General features: G+C 55.0%; 8 protein-coding genes. 5 read left to right on the top strand and 3 right to left on the bottom strand.

The genetic code is table 11. The annotated features are described in order from the left end of the window. The first annotated feature begins 84 nt into the window (after positions 1-84). The 3 genes from ACR0MV_RS12345 to ACR0MV_RS12335 all read left to right on the top strand — a co-directional run bounded on the left by ACR0MV_RS12345 (position 85) and on the right by ACR0MV_RS12335 (position 5,116). A complete protein-coding gene (locus tag ACR0MV_RS12345) occupies positions 85-1,071 on the top strand; it encodes a hypothetical protein (RefSeq protein ID WP_170756994.1) in 987 nt (328 codons plus the stop codon). Further along, complete coding sequence (locus tag ACR0MV_RS12340; RefSeq protein WP_170756995.1) at positions 1,061-2,674, top strand: DUF5906 domain-containing protein; 1,614 nt, start codon at positions 1,061-1,063, stop codon at positions 2,672-2,674. Before ACR0MV_RS12345 ends, ACR0MV_RS12340 begins: the two co-directional genes overlap by 11 nt. A gap of 1,158 nt (positions 2,675-3,832) precedes the next feature. Beyond that, positions 3,833-5,116 carry an adenylate/guanylate cyclase domain-containing protein gene (locus tag ACR0MV_RS12335; protein ID WP_170756997.1) on the top strand — a complete coding sequence of 428 codons (1,284 nt, stop codon included), beginning with the start codon at positions 3,833-3,835 and terminating at the stop codon, positions 5,114-5,116. A gap of 255 nt (positions 5,117-5,371) precedes the next feature. Here ACR0MV_RS12335 and ACR0MV_RS12330 read toward each other — a convergent pair whose 3' ends face one another. Both ACR0MV_RS12330 and ACR0MV_RS12325 read right to left on the bottom strand, forming a co-directional pair. Beyond that, complete coding sequence (locus tag ACR0MV_RS12330; RefSeq protein WP_171175851.1) at positions 5,372-6,706, bottom strand: adenylate/guanylate cyclase domain-containing protein; 1,335 nt, start codon at positions 6,704-6,706, stop codon at positions 5,372-5,374. A 212-nt stretch (positions 6,707-6,918) separates the two neighbouring features. Continuing rightward, on the bottom strand, positions 6,919-7,941 hold the full coding sequence (locus tag ACR0MV_RS12325; protein ID WP_170353204.1) for an AraC family transcriptional regulator: 1,023 nt from the start codon (positions 7,939-7,941) through the stop codon (positions 6,919-6,921). Between the two features lie 92 nt (positions 7,942-8,033). Between ACR0MV_RS12325 and ACR0MV_RS12320 the strand changes: the two genes are divergently transcribed. Together ACR0MV_RS12320 and ACR0MV_RS12315 are read left to right on the top strand one after the other, a co-directional pair. Continuing rightward, positions 8,034-9,545 (top strand): DUF1214 domain-containing protein, encoded by a 1,512-nt coding sequence (locus ACR0MV_RS12320; RefSeq protein WP_217354419.1) that lies wholly within the window; start codon positions 8,034-8,036, stop codon positions 9,543-9,545. A 53-nt stretch (positions 9,546-9,598) separates the two neighbouring features. Then, positions 9,599-11,701 (top strand): DUF1214 domain-containing protein, encoded by a 2,103-nt coding sequence (locus ACR0MV_RS12315; RefSeq protein ID WP_171121461.1) that lies wholly within the window; start codon positions 9,599-9,601, stop codon positions 11,699-11,701. A gap of 179 nt (positions 11,702-11,880) precedes the next feature. Here the strand turns inward: ACR0MV_RS12315 and ACR0MV_RS12310 are convergent, their stop codons facing one another. Beyond that, the gene (locus ACR0MV_RS12310) at positions 11,881-13,590 is read right to left on the bottom strand and encodes an adenylate/guanylate cyclase domain-containing protein (RefSeq protein WP_170756999.1); all 1,710 of its coding nucleotides are present in this window, start codon (positions 13,588-13,590) and stop codon (positions 11,881-11,883) included. Positions 13,591-13,718: the final 128 nt, after the last annotated feature.

The raw sequence follows: 13,718 nt of genomic DNA, 5'->3' as shown, positions 1-13,718 counted from the left end.
CCACTCAATGTACCGTCGATCACGTAAGTGCCTCGACGGGTCCGAGTGAAGCGCGTCGCAACCCCGCGACAAAGGGGGTTTGTAATGCAGCGTTCTGAAATTCAGAAGTTCCTGAAAACCCTGTTCACACGGTCGGTCTACCCGATAGGGCCGACCGAGAGCGTGTGCATCGGCACGCAGTACGAGGGCGGCGCATATGTCGCCCGCCCATGGCCCTTCACCGAGGTGACCGAGGGTGAAACGCATTACGCGCTCCACCTGTTCGAGTTCAACACGCCAGCCACGGCGGGTGACTTCCGGCGGCGCAAGGAACGCTGGACTGGGACGACGCTGATCGGCCTGGACGACGTGGGCGAGGTGAAGAACGGCTTCCGGATCAAGGAGCCGCCCGTCAAGCCCACGTTCATCATGGAGACCAAACCCGGCTCCACCCAGTGGGTGTACGCCCTGAACCGGATTGAACGCGACCCGAGCCTTGTGGCGACGATATTGCATAGCGCGAAAGAGGGTGGGCTGACCGACCCCGCGGCGGTGGACCGCACCCGGATATTCCGGTTGCCGGGGTCCGTCCCGCCGAAAAAGACCCACGCGGCGCGCATCGTCTACGCGGATTTTTCCCGGCGTTTCAATCCGGACGTGCTGGTCGAGAAGGCATTCCAAGTGCCCGTGGTGGAAAAGACCGTCACGCGCTCCGTGTATGGGCGCAAGGGCGTCCCTGTGGACGTTCAGAGTGACGACCCCCTGCTGTTGTGGTTGGGCGCTCAGGGTCGCGTTCTGGGTGCTCCCTTGAGGGATGGCTGGGTGCCCATCGTGTGTCCGTTTGTTCACGAGCACACGGGGCAGGACGAGACCGGCACCTATTACCACCCCCCGAACAAGGCGGATGGGCTGCGGTCGTTCAAATGTTTTCATGGCCACTGCAAAAACCGCAGGAGCCGTGACTACCGCACGGAACTGGTGCGGCAGGGAGCCCCCGAGGTTCTGGTGCTTGGGGATATTCGGCGTCCGCGCCTCGCTCCCAGCGCCCTCTCCACGAAAGCAATGAGAAGGATTTTCGGTCATGCTGAATGACACCAACAACGCCGCATGGCTTGAAGCAGAAATCCTGCGGGTCGCCCGCATCGAACGCACGGTCGAAATCGAACCCGCGATCCAAAACCTGAGCCGGGAGTGCAAGGACCGGGGATATCCGCAGCGCGTGACAGACTTGCGCCAGCTGATCACCGACGCAAGACGCGCTGAGGCTGACGACGCCGCTGAGGCCGAGGCAGAGGCAACGCGCGAGAGCGGCGTCTGGCGCGGGCGCACGGTGCGCGTTGATACCGAGGACAAGGAGGCGACCGCCGAACAGTTCCTTGGCGCGATGTTCCAACACCCCAAGGGGTGGAAACTCGTGTTTTGGCGCGATGTTTTCTACGAGTGGCAAACCACGCATTGGACACCCACCGACACCAACGAACTGAAACATGACCTGCGGCTGTGGCTCGCCGAGGAGTGTTTCGAGGCCACCAACAAGGGTTTCGGCCCCGTCAAACCGACAATCAGGCTCGTGGAGGAGGTCATGGCCGCTCTGAAAGCCCTGACCCTTTACCAGGGGGCAAACAGCACCGGGTGGCTGACACGGACGAAACCTGCCGCGCACCCCCTGTCCGTCAAGAACGGCATTCTGGACCTCGGAACGCGGACACTACACCCGCATACGCCGACGCTGTTCAACCTGCAATATGTGGACGCGGATTGTGACCAGAACGCGCCCGACCTCATGGACACCCCGGCGGGGCCGTGGCTCATGGAGGCGTTCGGAGTGGATCAAATCCCGTTGTTGCAGGAGTTCACAGGATATTTCCTGACAGGCCGCACAGACGCACAGAAGGCGCTGATGATCATAGGCCCACCCCGCTCGGGTAAAGGCACCTACGGGCGTGTTCTGGCAGCACTGCTGGGGGGAAATATGGCGTCCATGAGTGCGCGGACGATGGGGGGCCAATTCGGGCGTGAGGGGCTACTGGATAAGCCGGTGTGCATCATGCCGGACATGAGGGTCGGCAAGAACACCGATAAAGCCGCCGTCGCGGAGACGCTGCTCAGCGTCATTGGCGAGGATTGGGTTGAGGTGCCACGGAAATACAAAACCCCGTGGCACGGGAAACTCGACACGAGGTTCCTCATCATGTCGAACTCGGTCCCATGGTTGGAGGACTTCGACGGCGCGCTCTACACGCGGTTTCACTTCATCGAAACGCTTGGGTCGTGGCTGGGGAAAGAGGACGCCAGACTGCTCGACAAAATATGGAGCCAACCCGCCGCGTGGTTGAATTGGGCGCTGGACGGCATGGACCGGCTTGGGGAGCAGGGAATGCACTTCACGCGGGTCGATACAAGCGTTGAGATTGGCAGACGCGCCACCATCCACCTCGACCCCATCGGCATGTGGGTGGCGGAGCGCGTCGAGATCACCGGCAACCCGGAGGACAAACTGGCCATGCACGAGATGTTCGAGGACTTCGAAGATTTCGCGGACGAAAACGATGTCGGGGAGTTCACACAGAAAACATTTGAGCGGCGGTTCTGGCGCAAAAACTACCGGAAGGTGACGAAAACGAAGGTCGGCAAACGCGCCCGAAATTTTGACGGGCGCGTCCGAGGTGCGGCAGGGGTGAAACTACGCAAATGAACATGTCGAATAAGGGGGTAGAGGTGCCTCGGGATGTCTCTCGGGGATGTGCGTGGGGACGGGTTTGCTTTACCCTTTATATACAGGTGTAAATTGTGCACATTTTACTGTTTCATGTGTTTAAAAACGCCCAAGGGCAAAGGGTAAAGGAAATCCGTCCCCGCCGTCCCCACATCCACACACCCGAGCGTGAAAACCGGGAAATTCGCCAAATCTGGGGAAAATCGGGTGAAAAAGTCGCCAAATCTGGGGAAAACCCCCAAAAAGCCTTTCTCGGCCAATAACAGGCCGTATTTCGGTTGAGGGCCGGAAACGCCCGCTATTTGAGGATCGTTTCCGGCCCGTACGGCTGGACACCCGCCCCGCGGGGGTTTCGTCATGAACCGCATGAGCGCAGGAAGCGCGCCGCACAGGCCTGCAAGCCCGGTGTCGTCACCATTGAAGCGACACCCCTCATACTCGATTTTCTGGATGGTGATCCCGCCGCCGTGGCAGTCACCACACTCGCGTTCAGTAGCCTCGGCAGGGACATCCATGCCTGAGCGGCCTGTGACATCCGCTGGCGTTAAGACCTGCAACCTGTTCTCCTAATCCGCATTCTAGAAGGCAAGCGCCGTGGCCGGAGATATGTCAGGGCAGACTACCATGAGTGTATCCAGCGAAATGGCGTAAAGTGCTACTGCGCCGCTGACGTATTGAGATTACTCGAGACGTGGCCTGCGTCATCCAACCCGCGAAACCCGAAACCAACGGCGATCAGGATACACAATGAGATAGACTTGGTACCAGCATGCAGTGAGGCTTCGTTGATCGAAATGTAGGCGTCGGGGTGGATTTTGTCAGGCCGGGCATAATCCCGAAAATACCCCCCCCCACCCCGACAAAAACACGGGGGGCGAGTGGAGCTTGGCACCCCCACAGCCCGTCAATCCTCCGAAAAAAAATTTGATTTTCCCCGAATACAAAACCTCGGACAGTGGCAAGGTAATCGTTCATCCGTGTCCGTTTTGAGCTTGATGCAGACGTTCGCTGAAAAGTCATGAACGACCACTATGCGGACAAACCTGCCTCCGCCTGGCGTCCGCTCTGCAATTCTCTGGTCTCGCAAGCCTTGTGTGATATCCATGTTGAAATGTGATCAGGAACCGAGGGCAAATTGTGCCGGACTCACAGGACAACGCTTATGAACAAACCCTTCGAGCCGAACTTGTTCGAGCGCGTGACCGTGAGGCCGCGACGCGGGAAATCCTGACTGTCATAAGCCAAAGCCGCGACGATGAGACGCCAGTTTTTCAGACAATCGTAGAAAACGCAGCGCGGTTGTGTAGTGCTCCGATGACCTTTGTGGTTTTGATCAATGAGGACCATACCGAATGGAAAATTGCTGCTGCCACGGGGGAAGCGACTACTATGATGAAGGTCGGCAACGTCTTTCAAGTCGGCCGAGAATTTGCACCTTACAAAAGCGTCAAAACGCGTCGGATCGTCGAAGAACCTGATATACGCGAGACGGAGTTCTACAAATCCAGGCATGCGGATGCGATAAAATTGGTGGACGTCGATGGTATCCTGTCGCGTGTGTTCGTCCCGCTTGTTTCGCAGGGGAAATCTCTTGGCAATCTGGTTCTGCTGCGACGAGAGGTCGGCAAATTCGCACCTGACGACCTGCTTTTGGTCGATAACTTTGCCACCGAAGCCGTCATCGCCATCGAAAACGCGCGACAGTTTAGAGCCTTGGAAAAGCTGAATGCAGAACTTGGAGACCGCGTCGAGGAACAGGTAGGCGAGATTGAGCGAATGAGCCGTCTTAAACGCTTTCTTCCAAACGCTGTCGCCGACACGGTGATCTCCTCAGGCTCTGAGGCCTTGTTGAAAAGCCATCGCTCCCTTTTGGGTGTTATTTTTTGTGACATTCGTGGGTTCACGGCATTTTGCGAAACTGCGGAACCCGAAGAAACCATCGAGGTGTTGCAGACCTATCACGAGGAAATGGGGAAGCTGATCAACGCGCATGGAGCGGGCGTCGACCACCGCATGGGCGACGGGATTATGGTGCTGTTTAACGACCCGTTGCCCTGCGAGGACCCTGCCGGTGACGCGGTTAGGCTCGCGGTCGCGATGCGCGCTAAAATGGTTGAGTTGTCCAAGCAATGGAAGCGGCTTGGTCATAGACTTGGGTTTGGCGTGGGCGTATCGCTCGGATATGCAACTGTAGGCATGGTCGGGTATGAAGATCGATCAGACTACACCGCCTCGGGCACTGCGATCAACGTGGCGGCACGTCTCTGCGATATGGCCGAGGACGGTGAGATACTGCTCAGCACCCGCGCGGCGATCGCCGTGGAAGAGGAATTCCCGTCGGTTTCAGCAGGAGAGGTCACGCTCAAAGGTATCCGCGAACCAGTTGAGGTTTTCCGGATGACTTTCGACAATGCAGAGTAGAATAGCAGGCATTGGCGACGGTTGCTCTGAAGGCCGCTTTGGGCCTCAAGGCAGTCATCCGAGTCATTTTGTCAGATGACTGCTGTCGCGCGCTAAGCGGCCGTTGCTTGTCTGAAATTTCCGATTTTTGATTTGGGCGACCGCTTTCATGAAAACCAGACGCTAGCCAGAAATTGGCGAATGACTGAGTTGCGGGACGAAGGCGGCGTTCGCTGCGGCTCTGAATACTTCGAAAGTTTGCAAAAAACCGTATGTCTAGAGATGAACCGAATAGATCGACCACTTCTCCGAAAACCCCTTAAGCAGATGTTCGCCCTCATCCCTCAGGTTATGGCCTGAGCCGGCAACCAAGTCTCGCACGGTTCTGGAGACGAGCAATTGATCGGCTTCTGCTAGTGCTGATACGCGGGCGGCTAGATGGACAGCCACACCTGCTATTTCGTCGCCGCGAAGCTCACATTCCCCTGTATGCAAGCCACAGCGGACAGAAAGCCCCAAATCACGAGCGATGGAAACGATTTTCTTTCCGCATGATATGCCCCTGCCAGGACCATCAAAGGTTGCAAGCAGTCCGTCACCGGTTCCTTTTACCAGTCGCCCATTATGCTCAGTGATGGCTTGAGCACACAGTTGGTCATGTTGGTTAAGCAGGTCTTTCCACGCAGCATCACCCAATTGATGGGCAAGATCCGTAGATCCAACAATATCGGTAAACAAAATAGTCGCCAAAACTCGTTCGCTCGGAAGGAGGGGTTTCTCACCGGTGACGTAGGCCTGAATTTCTTCAATGATCCTTTCGGAGTCTCCAACCCAGGGAAAATGATCTTCCCCGGGCAGCTCCTTGAACTGGGCGCCTGAAATCCGATCTGCAATCCAACGCCCTTCTTCTATATGCGCGTCTCGATCACCAGTGCGGTGCAACACGAGAGTTGGCACGTGGACGGCGGGGAGAACATTGGTCAAATCTATCTCGGTATTCATCTTAAGAAGAGTCACAGCCGCACCGGGACTGGCGCTTCTCCTTAGGTATGCGCATGTCCGTCGCATAAATGCCTCATCATTGGCCTTGCTGGGCGCATAGTGCTCCAAGTCCATCAAGTTACCCCACTCTCGTTCGACGAACTCATAGTCCTTTTGACGTTCTTCAGGAGTGGGCGCCCAGGGATATTCCGGGCTCCATATGCGCTTGCCGAATGCGCCAAACATAACAAGCGCAGATGTTCGTTCAGGGTGTGATGCGGCAAAGAAAGCGGCTAGGTTGCCACCTTCTGAAAAACCGATCAGTGCCGCGCGCGACGAGTTTGCAGCATCCATAACCGCAAGCAAATCGTCAGCGCGTTCTTCAAGCGTAGGCAGTTGATCGTTTGAAACCCTGTCTGAAAGGCCAGTTCCACGCTTGTCAAAAAGGATCAATCTCGCAAACGACGCAATTCTGGACAAGAAACGGTTTAGCGTCGGTTCCTCCCAGCAAAGCTCCACATGAGAAACCCAACCAGGCACATAAACTACATCTAAGTCACCTTCACCGACCACCTGGTAAGCGATGTGAGTATCCCCGCTTTTGGCGTACTTGGTTTCAACTGGGTTCATCTCAGACTAGCGTTCTGCAGTTGGAAAAGTTGATCCAACATATCATACAGATATTGCGTAAGAGAGGTTGAGTTTCTTGTCAGCGAATTTGAGGGAATAGCCAGGGTCGCCAAAACTTCCGTTCTGGGCTCGATGCGGACATTCAGTTAATAACGCCCAATGTATGCAATGCGGACGAAGCAGTCGGTGGTACTGGAGCGGTTTCAGAAGGTTTAGAACCTATCGCGCCCAAGAATTCGGTGCTCAGATGGCGAGACACCAGTGGCGGTCTTAAATGCACGGCTGAAGTTGTTGGCTGTCTCGTATCCAAGCGCAGTAGCAATATCGGCGATGGTGCCAGACTGCAATGAAAGTAACTCTTTCGCCCGGCTTACGCGAACATCGGTTACTATGCGACGGAATTGCGCGCCTTCTTCCTCGAGCTTCCTTTGAAGAGCGCGAACACCAAGCCCGAGTGCGCGAGCGGTTGCATCAACCGAGATTTCTTTGTGGTGGAGTTGCTGTCGGGCTATTGCGGCAACCCGACCAGCCATTGTTTCAGGTGGTCCGCCGACGCGTTCCCTCGCAACATCGTCAACCGTCACAAAACCGCGAACGCGATATTGCCTTCTGTTCTCGACCAAAAGCAATGAGCTTTCGAATTCCACACCCAACCTTGGTGCGTTCCAAACTATGGGACACCCATATGTGTCTTCGACTTCGACCGAGTTCGGTACTTTTGCAAAATCCAAGAGAACTGCCGTAGGCGTCCATTCCTTACCTAGGTACTCGCGAAAAATACTTAGGAAAACGCCGATCGCGGAAAAAGCTATATCGGCGTAAGCGGGGTGCTCCGGCATTCCGAATTTGTAGCAATAGCGCGAACGTCGGCCAGAGGCTTCCAGCCATGCACGATCAACTGATGAGTGCAAAGGCATAACCGATGTTGCGCGACGTAGCGCGTTACCCAACGTAGGCGCGGACAGGACATACTCTCCCCAAAGCCCGTAGTCTGCGACCGTTAGGTAAGGAGACCAAAGCAAGCCAATGTTTTGATGGCCCGCCAATCGAACCGCCTCCTCGACGAATGTCGCCAGCGAATGCTCGGAAATGTATCCCGACCGTTCTTCGATAAAGTGATGTGGAAGGTCAGCGACATCCATGGCCTTCGCTAATCTTTTTTCTCCAGCGACCTCATGGACAAACTGCGGCATCGCACCAAGCGCCTTCGCTGAAATCATCGGTGGCAGTGCCATTGAGTTCTCCGGAAATGCGCCTGTCGTGAAATGATACGCATCTGCGTTTCGGATGTGCAAGTCTCGCGAAAACCTCAAGGGAGTAGTCACGAATGAAACAGATGGGCACATTGTTCACAGACTTATCGACCAAGTGTTTAGTTGCGGCCATTTGCGTCGGCGGCGCCGCTGCTCAGGTCGAGGCGCAGGAATTTAACGACACGGGCGACATTCTCGCGCGCTCGGCGCAGGTTGAAGACATCGAATACAAAATAATGGTGCAGCGCGCGACGCAAACCGCGATTTGGGGCATGCCTGCTGCAGGCATGATCGACTTCCTGAAAGGTATTCGCCGAGATCTGGGCGGGGATTACAACGACATTGTGTATCTCAACAAACCGTTCGACTCCAAACACGGGTTTCTGACGGCCAATGATGTAACAGCTTACGCATGGGCGTCCATGACATCTGAGCCCGGGCCTTTGGTGATCGAAGTTCCGGCAGCAACAGACAAGGTCAATTACTTCGGTACGATTGTAAACGCCTGGGATGTCCCGATTGCCGATGTTGGTCCGGACGGGTTCGACGAAGGAGAAGGTGGTAAATATCTCATGCTGCCACCCGACTATGATGGCGACATGTCAATCGAGGAACTGACTGACGCGGGATACTTGCCGTTCGAGACAGACACTTACGAATACGGGTTTTCATTCCGCCCAAAGCTGACCAACGGCGCGACTGATGCGGACGCGGCTGAATACGCACAGACGATAAAAGTCTACTACCTGTCAGAAGCCGACAACCCACCACCGAACACCTATCATGAAGCCTCTGAGGTTCCCTACGACTCCCTGCCGTACTACAACGAAACCTTCTTTCAGGACCTAAACGACTACGTCCAGAACAACCCAATCCGTCCTCAAGACAAAGTCATGGTGAACTTTCTGAAGGATCTCGGGATTGAGAAGGGTAAGCCGTTCGAGCCAACCGAACTTCAGGTGAAGGCAATGGAGGAAGGTCTGTTGCTGGCTTATGCATCCATGCAGCATTATTTTGTGACGCCAGGCAAAGCGATGTTGCCGCTATGGGTGGACGAAAACGGCGACATGAAAAGCCAATGGCTTATCTGGGACTTTGCAGAGGGTCAGGCCGAGCTTGGGTTTCCTTACGAAACTGAAACCGAAGTGCTTGTCGATGCCCGTGCCGGCGGCAGCTACTTCTGGATTACCTATTTGCCGAAACAACTTGGCGGCGGGACGTTCTACCTAACTGGTCTGCGCGACAGCGAAGGCGAGATGTATGACCACAATCAGACTTACAAGCTGAACGTGCCAGCGGACACACCCGCCGAGGATTTCTGGTCAGTCATTGTCTATTCGATGGAGACCAAGAGTTTCATCCGCGACGTCGATCCTGTGGGACTTTCCGAGCGCGACACCGACACGATGCAAGCAAACGAAGATGGTTCTTACGACATCTACTTCGGGCCTGAAGCGCCAGAGGGCATGGAAAGCAACTGGATCCCAACCACCGAGCCCTACTTCCTCCTGTTCCGCCTCTACGGCCCTGAAGAGGGCTGGCTGGAAAGCGGCTGGATGCTCGGAGATCTCAAGAAGGTCGAGTAGCTGAAACTTTTCGCAATTGAATTCGGACACTGACCGGTATTGGCACAAACCAATTGGTCAGTAATTGGAGAGGCGGTGTATGCCTCGGGACACCGTCTCTCCACAACAAACACCAAAGTGCCAAGTCGCGACAAGCGCATAAAGGCAATGAAAATGGGAGTTTCAAAATGAGAAACATTAAGACTTGTATGACAGCGATTGCGATTGCACTCGCAGTCAACACGGGACCGCTTAAGGCGCAACAATTTGGCCAAGAAAGAGCACGAGCGGTCGGTGAACTAACAGATGAAGCGGTTGTGTCCGCTCTGCGCGAAGATGGTCGCGTCTCAATGAGCGGCGGTTTTTTTGAGACCGACAGTGACGCGCTAACCGGCACGTCACCCGAGGTGTTGTTCAAAGTTGCCAGCGCGATGGCGACGCTGCCTGAAATGCGACTGGCGATCGTGGGCCATACGGACTCGGTGGGTGACTTTGCATACAACATTGACCTCGCTGAGCGCCGTGCTGCGGCCGTACGCAATGCACTGATGGGCGAACCCTACAACGTCGCGGCGGAACGTCTGGTCGCCATGGGAGCAGGTCCAATCGCGCCTGTTGCCTCGAACTTGTCCGAGGAAGGACGCGCGCTGAACCGGCGCGTGGAGTTCGTTTTGCTGAACGAAGATATGATTCAACAAAACGAGGGCGCAAACGAACAAGTTGCATTGCCTCCACAATCAGACAGAGAGTTCGCCGCAATCGTACCGCAAAACGTTTTGACACCGGACAGAGTGAAAACAGAGACACTTGGCACACTTGAGTTTTTCGATGGCATGCCTTCACCAGATACGGTTGAGAAAGTCTTCGACAATCTGGACTTGATGCGCGCAACGACTGCTTTTCTTGATGGCATGAAAATCGCGTCTCTGCGTGGAATGTTTCAAGGCTATGAAGATGTAGGCGCACAACCCAATGATGTCGTCATTGCAGAAAATCTTCTGGATGCCAGATCAATCTGGCTGACGCCTAATACAACGACTATTTACGTTGGTTCCAACGTTGATATCTCCGAAGGTCCTATGGTCATAGAGGTGCCCGCTGGCATGTTGGGCCTGTTGGACGACGCAGGGTTCGACTACGTCGCAGACATTGGCGCGCTTGGTGCAGACAAAGGCGAAGGCGGGAAATACCTGTTGATGCATCACGACGATGAAACTGCAGTGCCAGAAGGATATTTTGAACTTCGTACAAGAACAAATGAACACTGGTTGCTGCTGCGTCGCTCCCCCGGGGCAGATGGTGACACAACAGGACCAGTTGCAGAGATCAAGGCAGGGCTGAACATCTATCCGCTCAGCGCAGCCGACAATCCGCCATCGGAGAACTTCATCAATATCTCCGGCGTTCAGCACAACACAGTCCATGCCAACAACGAAGACTTCTTCGAGGAGATTCATGTAGCCTTGGATAACAATCCGGTCGGCGCTTTTGATCCAGAAATTGTTGGGACATTTGCTTCCATTGGCATCAAAAAAGGCGAACCGTTCGAACCGGACGCCAGAATGAAGGGAATCTTCAAAGAAGCAGCAGCCATCGCAAACGCGACAGCGCGTGCGATCACATATGCCTCACGGGATCCGGGGGTGTACTTCTATGAAGATCGTCAATGGAACTCGCCGTTCCAACGCCAGAGCTATCTGTTCCTTGAGGATGGCGCGCGTATTCTGGATGATCGGACATACTTCTTTTACATGGCGACAGGTATCACACCTGCAATGACTGCGCCGCCGGTTGGCACCGGGTCGGTGTATGCAATGACGGCCCGCGACAAAGATGGGGAGTATCTGGATGGTTCAAAGACCTATAAGGTAACGCTTCCCGCGCCGGTCCCTGCCAAGAACTTTGCGTCATTCATGCTCTATAGTGGGCAGACTCGTTCGATCTTGGAAACAGACCAACAATCCGGAGGGATCGACTCCAACCGGCCCGGAATAAAGCCGAACGACGATGGTAGCTTCAGCATCTATTTTGGACCGGAAGCGCCGGAAGGTTGGGAAAACAACTGGGCGCAAACAGTTCCCGGTCGAAGCTTCAATGTTATGATGCGCCTTTACGGGCCGCTTGAACCATGGTTCGACAAAAGCTGGCGGCCCGGTGATTTGGAACTCGTGGAGTAGTCTTGGAAGTTTAGGCTAGACGAGCAAATGTCTTATGGCGAACATGGACGCTCCAAGAAATTGGGGCGTCTCCAAAACCGGCCGCTTTGGGCTCGAAGCAGTCGTTCGCCGTGCGGTACAGCAATGACCGCTCTGCGGACGAAGCCGCCGGACTGCATAGCCTGCTTGATTTTGTTTTCTCAGATTGGAAGGCCTGCTCTTAGCCATCCATCCCTCCATTGCTCCGAGCATTCGGGAACGCTGAAAATGGGGAGTCTCGTTTGTTCTTTAATGTCTAGATCCGGACGAAGCTCCTTCAGTTCAGATACCGCAGCCCTCGCTGACTCTAGGTCTCCGTTTTGAGCCAAGGATGCGATGAGCATGAGATGCGTAATCACGAATTTCGCCCTAATGGCCAAGGCGTTTCGATTGGCCTCAACGGCTTCAGCATAGCGGCCAAGTTGGAAAAATGCGGAGGCCTGCCCGACATAGGCTGCGTGCCGCATCGGATCTTTCGGACTGAGATTGATTGAGTGTGTCGCGTGTTCCAGGGCTTCTTCGGGTCTGTCGAGAAAACTCAGATTGATGCTAGCGAGCATGTGAACGGTCGCAGCGTTTGGATTTTCGGCCAATGCTTGTTTGAAAACTGCGCGAGCTCGCGGCAAGTCTTGTGCAAGCATAGAGATCGAGTGTGCGGCGTAGGCCAACGCAATTCCATCTGCGCGATCGCTCAACAATACACGTTCTGCTGCAGCAACAGCTGCCTTCGGCCCTTCGTCAATCGGTTTCAGTCCTTGCACCATCCTTTGGATATGCAACCACGCAAGTAATCCAGCTGCCGACGAATAATCAGGATCGCGCTCCAACGCCAGACGCGTAAGGCGAATGGCCTCACGGTTGTCTTCGTCCGTCAGCAGGTGAAAATGTGACTGGGCCCGAAGATAAAGTTCATAAGCGTCGAGATTTTCTGTCGGTTTCGCCCGAGCGCGAACTGTCTCGGCACGGCGAACGGACGGTTCGATCGCCGTAACAACTTCCTGCGTGACCTGATCTTGAAGGTCAAAAACATCGTCCAGCATCCCATCGAAACGATCGGCCCAAAGATGACTGCCATTCTCTGCATCAATTAGCTGTCCTGTTATCCGAAGACGCTGGCCTGCGCGCCTTACCGAACCCTCAAGCACATACCTCACGCCGAGCGCCTGCCCAACTTCGCGAATGTCGGTGCTCTTACCTTTAAAAGTAAAAGATGAGTTTCGCGCTACGACCATCAACCAACGAAAACGAGACAACTCTGTTATGATGTCCTCGGTAATTCCATCAGCGAAAAACTCTTGTTCCGGGTCGCCTGACATATTGTCAAACGGCAGCACAGCAATACCGGGTTTCTCAGATTTGACAGTTGCACTTGTAGCCGTCGAACCGACAGGCCACCGCCACACGCCAACTGGGCGTGCAATGTTCTTCAACTCAGTCTTCCGACCGCCAGAGAACGAGGCGGCGGCTTTCCGGTCTAGGCTGTTGTGTGCTGTGTCTGAAAGCAATATCTGCCCCGGTTCCGCTAATGCCTCGAGACGTGCAGCTATGTTGATACCGTCACCGAATATGTCATCGCCTTCCGAAACTACTTCCCCTGTATGTATGCCGATGCGGACTTGAATCTCCTGTGGTCGGTCAGCCGTCTGAACAGCAATCGCGCATTCTGTCGCAGCCGATGCGGAGCGAAACTCAGCAATCCAGCCGTCACCCATGCTTTTGATCAATCGCCCTTCATGAATAGCCAAAGCGGGCATTAGATGATCCTCACGGAAAGCCTTAAGCGCTTTGAGTGTTCTGTCCCTATCCTGATCCATCAACGCCGAGTATCCAGCGACATCAGCCGCCAGCACAGCCGCAAGCCTCTTTTCCATGTTTCTCTCCCCGCTTGTTGGAAGCTAGCCTGCAGAGAGAGCACTGTCAGCCCGGTATTTAGAGCAAAGTGGTCCCATCAAGAAAGCGCGATCGCTTTGGGCTCCCAACAGACACGGGAGCCCGTGCA

The sequence above is a fragment of the Ruegeria sp. BC3 genome, assembly GCF_056539265.1.
Note: the sequence above shows the minus strand (reverse complement) of the source record. Positions and strands in the feature narration are given on the sequence as shown.

Excerpts from the sequence above, each read along its gene's own strand:
- ACR0MV_RS12345 (WP_170756994.1), top strand. The coding sequence starts at position 85 with ATGCAGCGTTCTGAAATTCAGAAGTTCCTGAAAACCCTGTTCACACGG.
- ACR0MV_RS12340 (WP_170756995.1), top strand. The coding sequence starts at position 1,061 with ATGCTGAATGACACCAACAACGCCGCATGGCTTGAAGCAGAAATCCTG.
- ACR0MV_RS12330 (WP_171175851.1), bottom strand. The coding sequence starts at position 6,706 with ATGAACCCAGTTGAAACCAAGTACGCCAAAAGCGGGGATACTCACATC.
- ACR0MV_RS12325 (WP_170353204.1), bottom strand. The coding sequence starts at position 7,941 with ATGGCACTGCCACCGATGATTTCAGCGAAGGCGCTTGGTGCGATGCCG.
- ACR0MV_RS12320 (WP_217354419.1), top strand. The coding sequence starts at position 8,034 with ATGAAACAGATGGGCACATTGTTCACAGACTTATCGACCAAGTGTTTA.
- ACR0MV_RS12310 (WP_170756999.1), bottom strand. The coding sequence starts at position 13,590 with ATGGAAAAGAGGCTTGCGGCTGTGCTGGCGGCTGATGTCGCTGGATAC.